We start from the raw sequence: 17,216 nt of genomic DNA on the forward strand, positions 1-17,216 counted from the left end.
GCCTATTTCTCCTCTCCTGTATGGGCTTTGTCCAACAAGGGCTGGTCGAAAAACTGATTTAAATCGACCGGTACCTGTTGAATTCGCTTGCGATCTCCGGAATAGAAGACATAGTTGCCTTTGCGTTCGCTGCGCACCAGCCCGGCTTGACTTAAGATTTTCAAATGTTTGGATACGGTTGCTTCCGCAAGATTGTACATTTCCGCCAATTGTTGCGTGCAGTAGGGGTGATAAAATACCTGCCTGAGAATTTTCATCCGGCTCTCATCAGACATCGCGTTCATGATGCCCAGCAAATCTTGGGGGACAGCATCCGTTCGGTCCGCTCCGGGAACGCTCAGCGCGTAACCAACACTGACCGTTGACTCAAAGGTGCCCATCAAGAGGTGCGGCGCAATAAACGTGGACGGTTGGACAATAATTCTGGACAGTTCAGAGTAGGGAAAACGCCAAGTGTGCGCTTTGTAAAAAAGGATTTCCTGCTCTCGGAGAATGAAGCGGGGATGGATGGATTCCATGGCCTCAAGCGGTGCTTGGCGCAGCTTTTCCTGAAAGGTATGGACTGAGGAAATCAGCCACGGCTCTATCCGGCGCAGTTCTTTGGTGAAATATTCCTGATAATAGGCAGATAGCACGTCCGCGAATTGCCGGCGCAGGGTAGCCGGCTTACGTAAGAGGTCCCGCTGAGGTTTCGTCCATTGTTCCTTCTCAACTTCGTTGCCCTGGAGCCACAAGTCGATATGCTCCAGGGACATGACCTGCCCCATTAAGCAATAGACAAACTGCCGTTCATTTACCTCCAGGAGTTTTTCAATGCCTTCTTCAACTGAGGTTTCGCGAAAATTGCAGATGTCGTGAAGGTCGAAAAGATTCAGCCAGTCGTTTGAGGCCTGACCCAGATCAGCAATTTGCTGCTTGAGAGCAGGAGAAAGCAAAGCCTCGGTTTCCAGGGCCCAGGTAAGCCGCTCCAGATGATGTTTAGGTTCTTGTAAAACGTGAAGGCTGGAGACCACCTCTAAAAAGGGAGAGTATTCGATGACCACATGCTTCTGCAGCCAGTCGTAGAGCAGATTAAGTCACCTCCATTATTTTGATTCGTCATTTGGCTAATCGTTGATTAAATTTGCTTAAAGTGTCTAAAGTATAGTGATGTCTCTCCCGGGTGTCAAGCTGTTTTTGCGAACTAATCTAAAATAAGTTAAAATTGAGCGCAAAAAACTAGCCAGAATGTCTCCAGCAAAAACATTCTGGCTTAAAGCTATAAATTACCCGGTCTTCCGGAATGGGTAACATATGACAAGAAAATCATGATAATGCTCTTTATAAACAGTCTTGGTAAATAAAATAGCAGCTTTCAGAAGCAATTATTTTTTAGGAACAGAACTTTCACAGGGAACACCTACCTGACACTTTCCACACCCATATCTCGGTTTGTATTTCTCAGCCGTTTTGTCTAAAAAACCGGAACATATTATATGATTTTTCCCCTTATCGAGGGAGATTGCCTTGACCGGACAATGCTTTACACAGGCCCCGCACATAGAACAGTATTCATAAATGTCTTTATACTCCCGTTCATCGGGAGGCAAGTACAGCTCTGTGACAATGCTGCCAAATCTGCCTGCGATGCCTTTTTTAGTTATCAGGCCTTTGGAAAGTCCAAAGGTTCCAAGTCCACAAATATAAGCTACATGCCTTTCCGACCAATTGCTCGTGAATGCTTTGGGGTCGCCGGAATTTTGCTTGGCTTTGTTAAATCCGGTCTGGGCCCAGAACCGTTTATCCAAAGATGGGGCCAGACTCTTAAACCCTGCCTTTATTAATTCAGAGCTTAAATATTGGCAAAGCCTAACGACAAAAGCCTGGCCTTCAATTCTGCCATGTAACCATTCTTCTGAAGGCCATAACCTATCTCTTCTGTTTCCTTTTTTCACCGCCTCCGTAAAGGGCAGAAAAAAGGAGATAACGGTTCTGGATTCAGGTAACCATTCTCTGGGTTCCATAAAGTGCTGCCCTATCACTGAGGCTTCCTTCAACAAATTGAAACACTCATTATCAGCTGCGGCAAAGGCCAAGATTGGAGTTTCAAAAATTCTCATACCCTTGACCGTTTCCGACAGCGCTATTTCCTCCGGAACATAATTGTACTCTGAGTTTTGCAAAAAACCGGCCGCCATTTTGCTTAAGCTCTGTTTATCCATAAAAGCCTCCGTCATTCATTTCCAATCTAAGTCTCTAAGTCGAAGATGCCCTATTACCCTGTACGGCCCTCCAAAGCTCCCGGCGGTAATTAACCTTCGACCGGAATAGGCCGGTTTTTATGATAATTAAGTACCGCAATACCTTTCTTCTTCAAAAACTATTCCACTAATATTCTCTATTTCCTGCAAGGAATAGCCAATAAAGAAGACTTGATTCAGGTGGAGTTTTAACTCCATTTGAATCTTAGTCGCCCTTATCCAGGGAGTTAGCCGCTCTTAACTCACCGCTTGCCGAAGCGGGAGTTTTAGAGCGGATTAGTCAGCGGATAAAAGCAAATATCGTTAACTCCTTTATTCGCATTGAGCATCCCTTTCGGAGGAGTCATTGACATCTGCCAAAAGTACAGTATAATTTTTAACCATAAGATCATATGTCAAAAACCTGAAAAGAGAAATTCTTAATCATCTTGAGAGTGGATAGGTTTAAATCTACGCAGGGGAGAACAAATTATGCCAAGACCGAGAAAGTGGAGAAAAGTGTGCTGCTTGCCGGAAAGCAACCGCTTTGGACCTCTTAACACTTCAATCAAGCAGAATCATTGTGTCATGATGACCGTCGACGAATATGAAACAATACGGCTCATTGATTTGGAAGGGTTTACCCAAGAAGAATGCGCCGATCAAATGAATATCGCGCGCACCACAGTTCAGCGAATATATAACGATGCCAGAAAAAAAATTGCGGAGTCTTTGGTCAATGGCAAAGTATTAAACATTGAAGGCGGCGATTACAAGCTTTGTGACGGTCTTGAGCAATACTGCGGCTGTGGCGGTTGTGCTAAACATCGCTGTCATAAAGTTTTGCAGGAAGATCGTGAAGGTAGCTGATAATGTATGCTGAACGAAGGTTCTGCTGAAGGTCTGGCTCTCGCCAAACTCTTTTACTCCTCTAAAAACTCCAGAAAAGGCTTTTTCATACTCACGAGCGCATTGACCATAAGTTCTACTAATCCCCCGTACTGAACATTAAATTTCGCCGTCGCCTCATAAAATTCCAGAATATCCCGGATAGCTCCTTTACAGTTAGAACATGGGGCACAGACATATTTAGGCAAGTTAAAATTCTCCATAGTATCTTGAAAGGCTCCGAGGATCTGGTTAAACTTCATGCGTGAACTAACTTTATTTCTCCACTCACTAAAATTGACGGAATTCGTAATTGCGAATCCACCGCCACCCCCACAGCAGTAATTATCGACTCCATGGGGTGTCATTTCGCGAAATTGCGGACAAACAGCTTTTAAGACGTTTCGCTGAGGTTCAACAATCCCCATGCCGCGAACATAATTACAAGGATCATGAAGCGTCACAGGAAAGTTGTTTTTTTGAGAATCGAATATTAAACGTTTACTCTTCACCATATCCCAAAGCAGAGGCAGGCAGCTTTCCACCGGAATCTTTTGCTCGGCCTGAGCCATACGGTCGCCTACAACCATTGAAGCTTTATGGGCATGGCCGCACTCAGCAATAACAATTCGCTTGACACCCAGGTCCTTGGCGACTTTCATCTGCATCAAAGCTAATTGTTTCGCTTGAAAATCGTCATACCAGATACCGTAGTTTACATTGTCATAGCCCGCTATTTCACTGCTGAGCGTCCAGTCCAAACCGGCTTCTTCGAAAAGAATAGCAAAAGCGATAGGGTTTTCCGGCCAGGCCATATATTCACCCGCATTATGTAAGAGGAGAATATCCGCTCCTTTTTTGTCAATCGGAAATTTAATTTTCAAACCGTACTTTTCTTCAATGTCCTCTTCTAAAAACTCAATCGTATCTAAGAAAGCAGGTTTGGTTATTCCCGTGGAGGAGCCTGTTTTCATTTGCAGTACCGTCCCTTTGGTATGCAAGGGAAGAGGGGCAATTCCCATTTCCTGACTGAAAATTTTTCGGATTTCTTTCGTGAGAATGGCATTATCTAAACCCAACGGGCAACTTTGGGCACAACGGCGGCAAAGATTGCAACGATAGGCTAATTCACCCAGCCGTGCGACCGTCTCCCAATTCACATCAATATCCGCACCGACAAAACTACCCAAAAGCCGGCCACTTCTTGTGAAATATTTCTTAACAATTTTCCTGAGAACTTCGGAGCGGAAAATTGGACGGTATAGTTCATTTTTGCCTGAGGCTTCAAAGATATGGCAGGCGGCGGAACAGGTATCACATTTGGCACAGTATTCGAAGGATAACAAGTACGGTTGAAGAGCCCCGTTGTTGGCATCAGAAAAACTCTTTTCCAAACCCTTAAGAAACTGATTGACAAATTTCTCCTCTTCCTCTTTTGTTTCGGGCCTGGTCAAGGTATCAATACCAACGTAGCCATCGAGCGACGTGCAAAATTTTTTCCGCCACTCAGGTTTGGGATCTGTCAATGAGGGTTCTAGGCCGGGTTTATCATAAGGCGGCAATAAAGGCATAAGCTGTTTGGGATTAACCCTAACCAATTGCTCATCCGATCGTCCCATATCCTTTGGGCGTAAATCCTTGTGATCTATCATACTAAACTCTCCTTCCAAATATTTAACTTCCGAAATCTGTTTTTGATCGCTACATCGGCAGTCCAATAATCGAGAGCATTAGAAGGATCAAATGATCTCTGCGGTAGGATGGTTAAACTAATTCAGTGAAAAAATTGCTTCTCCTCATCTACTAAACCTAAAGCAATTTCTACTAAGGCCGTGAGATGCATCATTTTCATGCCAAGTTTGTAATGCTTATTCATATCCACAAACTGGTCCATACAGTTATGGCAGGGAATACAGCCAATTTTCGCACCGGTAGCGACTAATTGGTCGACTTTCGGTTTCGCTTTGACCATACGCATTTCTTTCGTTTCAGCGACGGCGCCCGCACCTCCGCCGGCTCCACAACAAAAATTATAGTTCCTGTTAGGATACATTTCGCGGAAATCCATGACCGTATTACTCAGCACATAGCGCTGAGGCTCAACAATCCCTTCTTTGCGCACCATATTGCAAGGATCATGCAAGGTTACCGGAATTGTGTTTCTAGTCTTATCTAACTTTAGCCTGCCGTCTTTAATCCAATCGGCATATAACTCGACTATATGGCGAACAGGGAACTGTTTCCCCTGCCAATAATCACGCCCAAACACTCTGGTTGAGCGGAAAGCATGTCCGCATTCCGTGACAATAATTTCCTTAGGGTTTAGCCTCTCAACTTCTTCAAACAAGGGGCGGGAAATTGCCGCAAATTCATCGTCTTTACCGGTGAACAAACAGATATTTGTGGCATCCCAACGTTTTGAGCTGAGCGTAAAGTTTGCTTTAGCCGCGTGGAAAACATTTAAAATACTTTGCAAATCAGCCGGATAATGTTTGATCTCCCGGGCATTAAACCCAAAGAAGAAATCGGCATTAGGCACATCTAAAGGAATCTTATACGTCGGATCGTTCAGGTCCTTCTGCATCATTTCTTCGATCCATTCCAATGTCTCAAGATAATCAATTTCTTCAACGCCCATCTGGTTGCCTGTTCGCAGATGGTCATTAGCGATTACTTGCAAATAGCCGGGCGGATTGGCCACTTTTCCTCGAAAAGCCCTCGCAAGCGCGTTTATATTCACGCCCATCGGACATTCCACGGTACAGCGGTTACACATTGTACAATTCCAGATGAAGGGATCATTTTCCGCTTCTTCCCGCATACCCAGGACTACTTTGTGGATGAATTTCCGCGGATCTTGATCCTCATGCAAATTACTATAGACACAGCCGGCCGTACACATACCACAGGTCAGACAATTAGAAAAATCATAGCTATGCAATAAGACCGCCATTTCATCCCGTAAGGTTGGATCCAGACTTTTAAATCTGATGGGTTCTCTCATATTGCGCTTACCTCCGACATTTCATTAAGATTCGCAGGGCAATGGTCCTTGTCCATGACATCGGCTTTACTCAGGGCTTAAACACTTTCACTGGAAGGCTGTTGGGCAAGCCAAAAAACGGCAACTATAAATTAATATGGTTACCGCCGGTCAACTAAACGTATAATATTTTGTCAGTGCCGATCAATGTCCGGGCTGCCGGGGGCAGTGCAACCGGCATTATGAAGTCTTCCATGGTTATCCTCCTTCCAAATACCCGGGTCCTTATTACAATGTTCACATGCATCATGATGCTGATACTCGTGCCGAACAGAGCCTGCGGATTTAGGTTGAGTTTTTGAGTGATTTCAGCAATAGGACTACCGCCAAATAGTTCATGGTCTTCATGGCAATTTATCAGGCCATCAACCGGGACCGATTGGAATACCGCTCACGATGCCAATCACTTTTTTGATACTGCTCAGTTTATGTAGCTTGGCGGAAAAATCCGTTGACCTCTCCTTCCTTTCAGCACAATCATTGCTGCAAATATTGCCACCTTGCTTGCAATTTTCGCTCTTTGCTTCTCTCCTCAACCTCAATTTTCAGGAAATAGTATTGGACCTGCTCCATTTCTTCCTGGCAGCGAATTACCTCCTTTTGGTTATCGACATATGCCCTTTTCAATTTTAATTATAGTTTCTTTTGAACATATGTCAATTACTATTATTGAGTGCTGCTTTCCTGGCACAAAAATCGCCGGCTTCAGTTCTCACTACAGTCCCGAGCCGGCAGATCATTTATATCCTTCGCTTTGTTTAATTGCCGATCAGCAAATTCCTTCCCGCCGGATACATCTTGAGGCTAAAGAAAACTTGGCCGGCGCCCAAAGACACTGTCTGCGCAGGGGTTAGCAGAGCGGAGAAGCGCCGGACATGGGTATCAAGGGGCCCGAAGCCAAAGATGGCGAGAAGGGACACTCTTAGCGCATGGGTCTGCCCAGTTGCTCTGATACTTGGAAGGTATATAAGCAAGTTTATATTTTTCGATAGTACAAAAAAATGCCTTGGGATGAGAACGTTATCTTCTCAACCAAGGCATTGACTATTCTTTCACCAGCAAATTCTAAGCCTGAAACACACCGGCAATAAAGCAACGCCAACGTGCCCAAAGTACCCCATTTGCCTTGCTCTTATTTTGCCTACATCTACGGCATTTCAGCTTGCACATCTATATCCTCAGCCCCTTATTATTCCATCATCCTATTTGTAAAAATACCCTTTAAATTAGCCATCTCTCCTTCTATGCTTTATTTATTGCCTATGAGCTTGTATGGACACTTTCTTACTGCCGATGATGTGGTCCGAAAATCCCAACTGTACAGCCTATATATACTGATATTCTTCTCGTATAAGCGCAAATAGTAAATTGTCACGCCAAACTCCTCTGATCTTTTGATCTTTAATAAAATGTCCTTCCTGCCTCATACCAAGTTTTTTAAGTATTTTTATTGAAGCGGCATTTTCCACATCGCACATAGCAATGATTCTATGTAAGTTAAGCTTCGCAAAACCAAATTTGATTAATGCCCTGCCAGTTTCCGTGCCAAAACCTTTTCCCCAGTATTCAGGATGAAAAAAATAGCCAATTTCTCCGGTCTCATTATCTTTGATACTCATAAGGCCATTGCCAATAAGTTGATCTATTGATTTGAGAACTATGCCTAAAACATATTTTGTTCTATCTAAATCTTCCTGAAAGCCAATTTGTTTATCCAAAGCTTTTCTTGTTTGTATCTCATCATTTGGCCCCCATGTAATATATCGCACAACTTCTTCATTTGACTTTATCCTATGGATATCGTCGAAATCTTTATAATCCAACTCTCTTATAAATAATCGGTCCGTCTCCAGCGTTTCTATTCGAGTCATGTCCATCCCTCCTTTATAACTCACTGAAGTAGTTTGCCAGGGCACTTCCCCAAGGAGCGGGTAAATCAGCAGCACCGGTTTTAAGGCAGTGCAGCGAAGTGTACCAATTAAGATTTATGCGATTGCTGAGCCGAGATAATTTTGTGTGAAAGCAATTGCCTTTTTTGTTAGCTCCTCGCATAAGTGCGGCGGATTATCAGGTTTAAATCCCTGTGACCGTAAAGTTTTGCAGTTTAGGCTGCCAAACTCTTCTTCAAACTTCTTTGCTAAATCATAGCACATACTTACTATTTCCTCATTTCTGAGGTCTCTTTGCCTTCCGAAAATTCCAAGAAACATTAACGCCCCTTCAATCAGTCCGCACTGAGCACCATATTTACCAGCCCCATGCATGCCAATTGCCGCTTCAATAATTTGTGAGCACAAATCTGCTTTGAAAATCTCCGCAAGTATCTTAATCATTGTCGTAGCACAGTTTATATCATCATTCCAATATAGACTGTGAACCCGTTCATTGATATACTCGTCAAATTGCATCTCATGCTCAACTCTCTCTTTTTATAGTTATATCCCCTCTACACTCAATGCTCCCGGCGGTTTTGACTCCTACATTTACCGCACATATTTGGCCATAATTAAGTCGGTATCCTCAAAACCAGCTTTTTGGTACAAGGCAATAGCCCGTTTATTATGGGAAAAAACATGTAATGTAATCTTACTAACTTGAAGCTTTCTCACTTCGGCATCTAACGCTTCCATAGCTTGTGTCCCGTACCCTTTGCCGCGGAACTCCTCAAAAATATAGAAATCGTTGATAAATGCCGTTTTAGCTGCCAAGCTATCGAAACATTGAAACCACAAATAACCAATCTTTATCTGATTAATAGGTTCAATAATTGAAAAGAGGTAGTGGTTTTCCGTATTTACACCATTCGGTAGTAGTTTCGCAAAGGATTCTTTCGACAAGTTAAGCGCTTCCTTTTCCCGCCAAGTCCCTGCTTTAACTTTTTGATTTGCATACTCAGCAATAGCATTCGGTAAATAATCATGGAAATCATGTTTGCTCATCTTTTCCAATCTAACCATAATAAACCTCCATAATCTTTTCAGCTCTAGATCCCAACGCTTCCGGAGATGTTGTTGCAGTTATGCCGCGCATGTTTAAGCATAAATTCTTATAACATTCTATATGAGGCCGCTTCTAGAACATGTTAAAGCTATTTTGCTTGCTTTTTTATCTCATTAAATCTTTCTTCAGCAGCCATAATGGCATCAATACCTGTTTTACAGAGGACATTAATCCCTTTCACGATCGTAACAATGTTGAAAGCCTCCACCAACTCCCCTACAGTTAGCCCCGCTTCAACGGCAGCCACGGCATGTGCCTTAGCTCCACTTACCTCATTATCCAACGAGTCCAATATCGTAAAGATTAATTCCGCTGTTTTTCTAGGTAATTCTCCATCCTGGATTGATTTGCGCATAGTGAAATAACCTTCCAGGGCATCCGGCGAATACTTCGCTAAGATATCTGCAAAAGGAGGTTCCCATTTGAGTTCCTCTCTGTAATATCTTAATATGTCTTTGTTCTTTTCCACTTACAGTCACCCCACGTGATAATTCCGTAATCCTGACCTGCGCCGTCCAAACATTCGGTGTAAGTTATTTTTGCCAAGCCTAACTTTAATATTATTTTGCAATTATTCTTAATTACTATTGTTTTCCTCTTGCTACTATGTTAGAATAATTATCAGAAAGAACTTATTGCTTACAAAGAGGAGGTTATAGTAATGAACTCTTACATTAACGCAGTGAAAGCTGAATTAAAGGATTGGAAAAAAACTCTTTTACTATTTATCTTAACAGCAGCAAGAATCATATATGGCTGGTCTTGGGTCAGTGCCGGTTGGGAAAAAGCTACATCAGGCTGGTTTAACTTCCAAGGAGGTCACTCTGCCAAACTGATTGCCGGAATGGCTGCCAACATGCTCCCGCCCAAGGCACATGGCTTTGACCCTCTTTATATCAATAAATTGTGGTCATGGGTTGCAATCCATATCTTTAACGGAATGCCCAGTGTAACCGATTTCTTAGTTCCTATTTGTGAGATTATCGTTGGCGTTGGCATGATAATTGGTTTTAGACTATTATGGGTTGCTCTTCTCGGGCTCTTCCTGAATGTACAGTTTATCACTTCCGGTTCCGCCAATAATTTTGGCTATATCTGGACAGACGTCATCGTTATGAATTTCGCCAAATACTTTGAGTTAATTGGTCTTAGCGGATATTTGGCTTTTAAAAAAGGTCAACAAGAACCCGTAGGCAAAAGAATTGCCGCCTGAGTTTATTTAAAGTTAGTTAGAGCATCGTATACTTTTCTGAAGTATACGATGCTTTTTTGAGGATAGAGGGCTTCTTTGGCAAAGCGGGGAGTTAAATTTTCATATTACCCTTGGGAGCCTGGGAATGGGGATAATGGACCTATTCTAAAACGTATTTTTCAGTGTTTGCTCTATTTCCTTAATATACATACCTACATCTTCGGGGCGATGAGCATCTGAGGCAGTAATTATCTCAACACCGGCATTTTGGAATATTTGTAACATGGTCTCATTCATTCCAAGCCTTGAATGCTTGTAGTTCAAATGGAGTCCTGCACTTTGTTCGGCTTTTACACCCGATTTAACCAGCAGACCGGCAATTTTTTGGTATGTTTCTGTCAAGTCGCCAGATGGATAGTTGCCAAAACATTTAATTGAATCAGGGTGGGCCAATATGTCAAAAAGCCGGGATTTTATTAGATTACCCATAATTTCATAGTAACGTCCATATGTTGCATCAACATCGCGCCCATACCAATGTTCAGGTTTGTGGTCAAAAGCCCAGCCGTCAATATAATGGACGGAACCCGTTATAAAATCAAACGGATAACAGCGAGTCAGCTTGTGTATTTCTTCTTCATGTTGCTCAAAATAGCAGACTTCCAGCCCAAACTGAATTTTAATCGGATACTTTAAGGTACGCGCAATCTCAATGAAATTAATATATTCTTTCAAAGGAACCTTTAGCCTTGTCTCCAGCCATTTGCCGAAATAACTGTCAGGATTGATATCACTATATATACTCCTGGATTCTATAAAGCGGTGAGAATGTTCGAGGAGATATAAACTATTTATGCCGCGTTGCCTTGCCGCATCAACAAAACGCTCAAGCCATTCTATGGTATAAGGACCCCGTTCTAAATGAACATGACCATCAATCACGGTGGCGTCTCCTTTGCAAGTTCTTTTCCATATGGTCACCTTTTATTATAGGGAGCAACCAACCCAGGAAAATTAACGAATAAACTTATTCAGTGCCTCTTCCAAATCGGCTAAGACCTTCTCTTTATTTCCTGACTCTACGCCTTCTATGACACAGTCGTGTAAATGATCCTTGAGAATTAATTTTCCGACGTTGTCCAGCGCCGCCCGGGCCGCCGCAATCTGGATCAGCAGCTCGCCGCAGTCCCGATCATGCTCGGCCATTTCCTTAATTGAGCGGACATGACCTTCAATACGCGCCAAACGGTTAATAACGCTTCTCTGGTGTTTATGATTGGAATCCATTTGCCGGCCTAACCTCCCAACGCAATTCCCATTTGAACTTATTATACCAAATGGAAGATTAGGAAAGCCAATGCTCAATTGTTATAATTCGAAGAACAAGCAGCTGTTTCTGCCCCAACGAAGTGGCTGAAACAGCTGTTTAAGATCAGGCAAAATCCCCGCCAGTAACAAACCGGGTTACAATTTTGTGTAATCGCCGCAGGGCAAAGAGCAAAGCGTCTTCCGAAATGCGCTCATTTGCCCTGTGAATCAGGCGAATATCCGTCTCCGGAGGCGTAGGGAAAAAACCGTAGGAACTGATTCCTTTCTTTCTTAAAAGCCCGCTGTCCGTTGAGCCCGGAGTAATAAAGGGCAGCAGTTCTATAGTCTGCTCGCCCCGGCCACGCATAGCCGAAACAATGCCGCGATACAGCGGCGTGTCCAGCGGAGAATTGCTCGGTTCGCTGCAGGATACTATCCGGGTATCCGTTAGATATTGCGGATCAATCAGGCGCAGTTGAAAAATTTTTTCTTGCCATTCCTGCCCTGATTCTCCAGGCAGCATACGTATGTGAAGACGAAGGACGCAAGAGCCGTCCTCCGCCGGGGGCAAGGACTCTGCTTCAAATATATTATTCAGCAAGGCCTCGTAATCTAAAGGCAAGTTGGAAAATCTCTTTAAGAGGGCCAGTTTCCCCCGGCAAGAAAATAATGACTCCAAAGCCCTGGGCAGGTGGTGAATTCGCCATAAAGCCTGCAGCATGGGCTGCATAAGGTCAGGATTCTGCGGGCCGAGTTGCCGGGAAGGAAAGTTGAAGCAAAGATTGCCTGAACCCTCCGCCTTCATTTGACAGTCCAAGACCAAATGCCCTTTTTCAGCATATTGGCAGGTATAGACGTCCCCTCTTTTGCGGTGAAAGGAAAAACCTCCTCCTTCATTTAAGGCATAGCGGCATTCCCGGAAATCGTCGGTAGATTTTAAAAGCCAATCCACCCCCCATCTCCCTCCCGCTTCTTCGTCAGCCGTTGCGGCAAAAACCAAGCCTCTTTGCAAAGGAATCCTTTTGCGCCGGATCAGCAAGACAAGCATCAGCCAGACAACTGCCAGACCTTTACAGTCAATGGCCCCCCGGCCCCAAACCTCCCCGGAATCCCTATCCCCGCTAAAGGGAAGGTGACGCCAGGCGGACACATTGCCCGCCGGAGCGACATCAAGATGCGAGAGCAGCAGCAAAGCCTGATTCGGCACCTTACCCGGCAGGCGGCAAATCAAGGAACCTTTGCCGGAAATCGGTTCTCTGACTGTGGCCGGCAAGCCATTGGCTGTCAACACGGTCCGCAGATAGTGAGCCGCCACAGTTTCCCGATGGCGGCTTGACGAAGTGTCAATTTGGAGCAGCCGCTGCAAATAATGCACCATCTCCTGCTTGACATCATCCCAATTGATATCCGCTTCCGTTTCCGGTTCCTGCACTGATCCCCCGCTCATAGGGCGGATTCTGCCGGCTGAGAGAGGGAGGAAGTTTCCGAGGCGGAATTGTCCAACTTATAGGTAAGCATCCGGGCGGAGTTCAAAACCACAAAGAGAGAAGCAACATTATGCACAACAGCCGCGGCGATCGGAGAGAGGAAGCCGGAGGTGGCCAGAGTAATGCCCACAAGATTTACACCCACGGCGAAGACCCAGATATTCTGTTTGATGATTTTCAAAGCCCGGCGGCTTAAGCCCAGGGTAAAAGGCAGCATGCGCAAATCGTCCGCCATGAAAGCCATATCGGCCGATTCAATCGCCACATCCGCTCCTGCCGCTCCCATGGCGATTCCTACATCGGCAAGAGTGAGAGCGGGAGCATCATTAATGCCGTCGCCGACCATCGCTACGACTTCTCCTGCTTGCTGCAGAGATCTGATGAACTCCAGCTTTTCTTCGGGCAACAAATTGGCCTGGTATTCGCTGATGCCGGCTTGCCGGCTGATCGCGGCGGCTGACTTTTCATTGTCGCCGGTAAGCATAATTATCCTCTCGACACCGGATTTCCTTACGTCTTCAACTACCCCCGGGGCTTGTTCCCGCAGAGTATCCGCAATGGCGATGCCGCCGACAACCTCCCCGTTTTTCAGCACCAGCAGTACCGTTCGCCCTTGCTCCTCTTGTCTGTCCAGAAATGCCTGGGCTGCCGCTTTGTTGCCGGTGTCTGCCACTTGTTCCAGACTGCGCCGATTGCCGACCTCAATTGCGGCACCTTCATATTGACAGTAGACCCCGCGGCCAAAAACAGCCTGGAATTCCTCCGGTTCCGGAACGGAAAGCTTTTTTCTCCCCGCTTCTTTCATAATTGCCTCGGCCAGCGGGTGTTCTGAGCGTTTTTCGGCGAGGGCCGCCGTAAAAAGGACCTCCTCCTGCGTATAGGAGGCGAAGGTTTGAAGCTCTATGACCTGAGGATGGCCTGAGGTTAGAGTCCCGGTCTTGTCTAAGCAAACGGCAGTCACCCGGCCGGCAGACTCCAAAGTAATGCCGCCCTTAATCAGGGCTCCGCGCTTTGCGGCATTGCCGATACTCGCCACAACGGCTGTCGGCGTCGCCAAAACCAGAGCACAGGGGCAGGCAATGACCAGAACCGACATCACTCGCAGCAGGTCCTGAGTAAATAGCCAAACCAAAGCACAGATTCCTAAAATAACCGGAGTAAAATATTTGGCAAACTGATCCGCCGTTCTTTGCGTACTCCCCTTATTTTCCTGTGCTTCATACACTACCTGAATAATTTTTCCCAAAGTGGTCTGACTGCCGATCTTCTCAGTCTGCAGCTCAAAGGCTCCGCTCTGATTGATTGTCCCGGCAAAAACCTTTGCCCCGCTTGTTTTTTCCCGCGGCAAAGATTCTCCCGTAATCGAGGCCTCATTGATAACGGCCTGCCCGGATAAAATAACCCCGTCAACCGGAATGCGCTCCCCGGGTTTGACTAAAACCTTTTCTCCGACAAGCACTTCTTCCAGAGGAACTGAGATGTACTCCTCATGGCGGCGGACCCAGGCCGTATCCGGGGATAATTGAATCAATTCGCGCACGGCGTCGCGCGTGCGGTCCAAGGTAATATCCTCCAGGAATTCTCCGGCGACCATCATAAAGGCGACAATCGCTCCGGCCAGATATTCCCCGACATACGTTGTCCCGATGAGGGCGAATATAATCAGCAAACCGGCCGTTATTTTTCGCTTTTCGATCATGGTGACCAGCGTCGACCAGGTAATAAAGCCTCCCCCAAGTATGAGCGGAATAACGGCCAAATTAAACCCCAGCCCATTTTCTCGGCCTGAAAGGGCGGCGGCTATAATGAAAAACAACAAGATTCCGGGAAAGAAAAATTTCCGGTATTTCATCAGTAGGTAGGAAACTCTCATTTTAGATTCCCTCTCTTAAGCGTGCATTTTCCAGATCAAGACTCCAACGATGGCGATCACCACAATAACGCCGACCACAATTTTGAGGGTTGTGCCGTCGTTTTGGTGGGCATCATGACTGTGATTGCGACTGCTTCTTTGATCATATTTATTTGCCGCCTGATTTATTAATTTATCTAAAATTCCATGGTCTCCTTCATGCATGATCAAAAACCTCCTCCTAATTTCACTTTATCCCCCCTAGGGGGATATTTGAGTCAAAATAAAAACTATTCGCCTGAGAAGCAGCCAATAGTCCCTATAAGCATCCACCTCCCTAACATCCCGTAGGTATACCAGATTTTGGTGTGAGCAGGTCTCCTGGCTCAAGTTCCTCATCAACTCACGTCTTCCCGGGTCCACCCAGTGACACCATGTGAGTTAACTCCCTTTTACAGTGGCGGGAGCCGCGTCAGCTTCAACTGACTTCCCTTTCGTTCTTTCCTCGGAAAGAATTACTCAACACCCCTATGCAATTAAATTAATTGTAGCACGGACCTAATAGTTTGCATAGCATAAACAATTTATCTTATAAAAAGATTCTGTCAGCTCGTCTCAGATGTTTAACAAACTTCTCAGTCTCTTGGCATAATGTCTGCTGACAGGAATTGGTTCCGCTGCCGCTTTCAAATTCACCAAATATGTGGAATTGAACCACGGTACTATTTTATCAACATGATCCATATTTATGACAAAACTCTTATGGCATCTAAAAAAACCCCTGTTGGACAGCCTGCCTTCCAGATACTCCAGCGAGTTATTGCTTTCAAAAATACCGTAGTTCGTATAGATTAGCACCCTTTTTTTATCCATGGTAAAATATAAGATCATCGCAGGATCGATTAGGACAATGCTGTTTTCCTTCCATACGGCAATCTGATCAATTACCTGCCTTATATCCTCTTTATCATTCAGGGAGCTCACTGATTGCTGCGCAGCTTTGCTCATTTCCCCTGGTTTAATATTTATGCCTTTCGGTGCCTCAATCGCTAATTGCAGTTCTTCTTTATCATTACTTATTACTTTTACAACAATATTTTCGCCAATTACAACATACTCACCAGATTTTCTTGCTATTGTAAAAATAATAAATCTCCTCCCTTTGCCGAAATACCAATCGGAGTTTCGTATTAAAAAGATATTTGGCTAAATACCCTCTAGCTGTATCATAAAACATCGACCCTAAATGAACCCTAAATGAGAAGTGCCTCAGAGGATAATTGTCCTATGAGACACTTCAAGGTGAGCCTTATATCAGGGTTCCACGCTCCTATCCCAATATGACGATAAGCAAAAAATTTTATCTGCTTTTCAGCAAATCCTGCCTTACTCTTCTGCCTATTCCATCGAGCTCGGCAGCCTTTGCATAAGCCCAGGCATATCCGCTCCCTTCCAGATATCCTTTTTGCTGCAACTGTTCCAGTAAGCGCAAACCTTCCTGACCGTTTATTTGCTTGCTTTCGACCAAGTCTTCCAGTTGGTAAAAGTCACAGTTGACTTGGTCTGGCATGACTCTATAATTTCCGCGGCCGTTTCCAAGTATTGAAGACAGCCCTACTTCAGCCAATCGTTTGCGCAGTAAATAAGTAGTGGCATGAAAGTTTGTTTGGGCCCGTTCGGAATCATAGTCCGGCCATACGGCAGCACTTATTTTTTCCCAGTTTACCGGCACGCCTTTTTTGTGTACCAAAAAAGCTAATATTTCCTTAGCCTTGGAGTTTTTCCAGACCAAGGCTTCCCCTCTCAGGAAAACTTCGAAGTCACCGAAGCATTGAATAAAAGGCTTTTCCGGCCGGCTAACCGCACTTTTGGTTTTCAATAAGCGCTTGACAGTTTTCCTCAGTCTTTCTTCTGTTAAAGGCTTCATAATATAATCCATCGCCTGGAGTTCAAAAGCCTCGACCGCATATTGATTAAAGGCTGTCACGAAAATTATATCTATCGTTTCATTCAGATCCAATATCTGCTCAGAAAGCTGAAGACCATTAAGGCCCGGCATTTCAATATCTACGAAAACGGCATCCAAAGGATGCTGTTTTAAATAAGCTAATAACTGTTCTCCAGTTCTAAACAGGCCGCACAACTTAAGTTCCGTAACATCCAACAACATTCTTTCGAATCTTTCCAAAACATGGCTTTCATCATCCACTGCCGCAATCCGTATCAC

17 protein-coding genes and 1 riboswitch are annotated in these 17,216 nt (G+C 44.8%); of the genes, 2 read left to right on the forward strand and 15 right to left on the reverse strand.

Annotated features, from left to right (window positions below; genetic code table 11):
• Positions 1–2 precede the first annotated feature (2 nt).
• Together REC12_RS12530 and REC12_RS12535 are read right to left on the reverse strand one after the other, a co-directional pair.
• A complete protein-coding gene (locus tag REC12_RS12530) occupies positions 3–1,043 on the reverse strand; it encodes an ArsR/SmtB family transcription factor (protein WP_308894909.1) in 1,041 nt (346 codons plus the stop codon).
• 321 nt (positions 1,044–1,364) lie between these two features.
• On the reverse strand, positions 1,365–2,201 hold the full coding sequence (locus REC12_RS12535; protein WP_308894911.1) for a 4Fe-4S binding protein: 837 nt from the start codon (positions 2,199–2,201) through the stop codon (positions 1,365–1,367).
• A gap of 510 nt (positions 2,202–2,711) precedes the next feature.
• Here REC12_RS12535 and REC12_RS12540 point away from each other — a divergent pair.
• Complete coding sequence (locus REC12_RS12540; protein ID WP_308894912.1) at positions 2,712–3,089, forward strand: DUF134 domain-containing protein; 378 nt, start codon at positions 2,712–2,714, stop codon at positions 3,087–3,089.
• Between the two features lie 53 nt (positions 3,090–3,142).
• Here the strand turns inward: REC12_RS12540 and REC12_RS12545 are convergent, their stop codons facing one another.
• The 6 genes from REC12_RS12545 to REC12_RS12570 form a co-directional block, all read right to left on the reverse strand.
• Positions 3,143–4,759: a (Fe-S)-binding protein gene (locus REC12_RS12545; protein WP_308894913.1), complete on the reverse strand. Its 1,617-nt coding sequence runs from the start codon at positions 4,757–4,759 to the stop codon at positions 3,143–3,145.
• Positions 4,760–4,881: 122 nt separating this feature from the next.
• Positions 4,882–6,111 carry a (Fe-S)-binding protein gene (locus tag REC12_RS12550; RefSeq protein ID WP_308894915.1) on the reverse strand — a complete coding sequence of 410 codons (1,230 nt, stop codon included), beginning with the start codon at positions 6,109–6,111 and terminating at the stop codon, positions 4,882–4,884.
• 1,364 nt (positions 6,112–7,475) lie between these two features.
• Complete coding sequence (locus tag REC12_RS12555) at positions 7,476–8,021, reverse strand: GNAT family N-acetyltransferase (RefSeq protein WP_308894917.1); 546 nt, start codon at positions 8,019–8,021, stop codon at positions 7,476–7,478.
• Positions 8,022–8,135: 114 nt separating this feature from the next.
• A complete protein-coding gene (locus REC12_RS12560) occupies positions 8,136–8,558 on the reverse strand; it encodes a C-GCAxxG-C-C family protein (RefSeq protein WP_308894918.1) in 423 nt (140 codons plus the stop codon).
• A gap of 75 nt (positions 8,559–8,633) precedes the next feature.
• A complete protein-coding gene (locus tag REC12_RS12565; RefSeq protein ID WP_308894920.1) occupies positions 8,634–9,107 on the reverse strand; it encodes a GNAT family N-acetyltransferase in 474 nt (157 codons plus the stop codon).
• Between the two features lie 131 nt (positions 9,108–9,238).
• Positions 9,239–9,619, reverse strand: a complete 381-nt coding sequence (locus REC12_RS12570) for a carboxymuconolactone decarboxylase family protein (RefSeq protein ID WP_308894922.1) — start codon at positions 9,617–9,619, stop codon at positions 9,239–9,241.
• A gap of 192 nt (positions 9,620–9,811) precedes the next feature.
• Here REC12_RS12570 and REC12_RS12575 point away from each other — a divergent pair, with 192 nt between their 5' ends.
• Positions 9,812–10,363 carry a DoxX family membrane protein gene (locus tag REC12_RS12575; protein ID WP_308894923.1) on the forward strand — a complete coding sequence of 184 codons (552 nt, stop codon included), beginning with the start codon at positions 9,812–9,814 and terminating at the stop codon, positions 10,361–10,363.
• Between the two features lie 144 nt (positions 10,364–10,507).
• Here the strand turns inward: REC12_RS12575 and REC12_RS12580 are convergent, their stop codons facing one another.
• The 7 genes from REC12_RS12580 to REC12_RS12610 form a co-directional block, all read right to left on the reverse strand.
• Positions 10,508–11,284 (reverse strand): PHP domain-containing protein, encoded by a 777-nt coding sequence (locus tag REC12_RS12580; protein WP_308894925.1) that lies wholly within the window; start codon positions 11,282–11,284, stop codon positions 10,508–10,510.
• A gap of 72 nt (positions 11,285–11,356) precedes the next feature.
• A complete protein-coding gene (locus REC12_RS12585) occupies positions 11,357–11,629 on the reverse strand; it encodes a metal-sensing transcriptional repressor (RefSeq protein WP_308894927.1) in 273 nt (90 codons plus the stop codon).
• Positions 11,630–11,774: 145 nt separating this feature from the next.
• On the reverse strand, positions 11,775–13,097 hold the full coding sequence (locus tag REC12_RS12590) for a M20/M25/M40 family metallo-hydrolase (protein WP_308894930.1): 1,323 nt from the start codon (positions 13,095–13,097) through the stop codon (positions 11,775–11,777).
• Positions 13,094–15,010 carry a heavy metal translocating P-type ATPase gene (locus REC12_RS12595; protein WP_308894933.1) on the reverse strand — a complete coding sequence of 639 codons (1,917 nt, stop codon included), beginning with the start codon at positions 15,008–15,010 and terminating at the stop codon, positions 13,094–13,096. Before REC12_RS12595 ends, REC12_RS12590 begins: the two co-directional genes overlap by 4 nt.
• A gap of 15 nt (positions 15,011–15,025) precedes the next feature.
• On the reverse strand, positions 15,026–15,214 hold the full coding sequence (locus tag REC12_RS12600) for a hypothetical protein (protein WP_308894934.1): 189 nt from the start codon (positions 15,212–15,214) through the stop codon (positions 15,026–15,028).
• A 129-nt stretch (positions 15,215–15,343) separates the two neighbouring features.
• Positions 15,344–15,528: riboswitch (cobalamin riboswitch) on the reverse strand.
• A gap of 76 nt (positions 15,529–15,604) precedes the next feature.
• Complete coding sequence (locus REC12_RS12605) at positions 15,605–16,189, reverse strand: LytTR family transcriptional regulator DNA-binding domain-containing protein (RefSeq protein WP_374214204.1); 585 nt, start codon at positions 16,187–16,189, stop codon at positions 15,605–15,607.
• Positions 16,190–16,349: 160 nt separating this feature from the next.
• Entirely contained in the window at positions 16,350–17,216 is an 867-nt protein-coding gene (locus REC12_RS12610) for a response regulator (protein ID WP_308894937.1), read from the reverse strand.

The organism is Candidatus Desulfosporosinus nitrosoreducens, from assembly GCF_030954495.1.
GTDB classification, from domain to species: Bacteria; Bacillota; Desulfitobacteriia; order Desulfitobacteriales; family Desulfitobacteriaceae; genus Desulfosporosinus; species Desulfosporosinus nitrosoreducens.

Bases quoted from the DNA above. Each gene is read 5' to 3' on its own strand.
- REC12_RS12535 (WP_308894911.1), bottom strand. From the start codon at position 2,201: ATGGATAAACAGAGCTTAAGCAAAATGGCGGCCGGTTTTTTGCAAAAC.
- REC12_RS12540 (WP_308894912.1), top strand. From the start codon at position 2,712: ATGCCAAGACCGAGAAAGTGGAGAAAAGTGTGCTGCTTGCCGGAAAGC.
- REC12_RS12545 (WP_308894913.1), bottom strand. From the start codon at position 4,759: ATGATAGATCACAAGGATTTACGCCCAAAGGATATGGGACGATCGGAT.
- REC12_RS12550 (WP_308894915.1), bottom strand. From the start codon at position 6,111: ATGAGAGAACCCATCAGATTTAAAAGTCTGGATCCAACCTTACGGGAT.
- REC12_RS12555 (WP_308894917.1), bottom strand. From the start codon at position 8,021: ATGACTCGAATAGAAACGCTGGAGACGGACCGATTATTTATAAGAGAG.
- REC12_RS12560 (WP_308894918.1), bottom strand. From the start codon at position 8,558: ATGCAATTTGACGAGTATATCAATGAACGGGTTCACAGTCTATATTGG.
- REC12_RS12565 (WP_308894920.1), bottom strand. From the start codon at position 9,107: ATGGTTAGATTGGAAAAGATGAGCAAACATGATTTCCATGATTATTTA.
- REC12_RS12575 (WP_308894923.1), top strand. From the start codon at position 9,812: ATGAACTCTTACATTAACGCAGTGAAAGCTGAATTAAAGGATTGGAAA.
- REC12_RS12585 (WP_308894927.1), bottom strand. From the start codon at position 11,629: ATGGATTCCAATCATAAACACCAGAGAAGCGTTATTAACCGTTTGGCG.
- REC12_RS12590 (WP_308894930.1), bottom strand. From the start codon at position 13,097: ATGAGCGGGGGATCAGTGCAGGAACCGGAAACGGAAGCGGATATCAAT.
- REC12_RS12595 (WP_308894933.1), bottom strand. From the start codon at position 15,010: ATGAGAGTTTCCTACCTACTGATGAAATACCGGAAATTTTTCTTTCCC.
- REC12_RS12600 (WP_308894934.1), bottom strand. From the start codon at position 15,214: ATGCATGAAGGAGACCATGGAATTTTAGATAAATTAATAAATCAGGCG.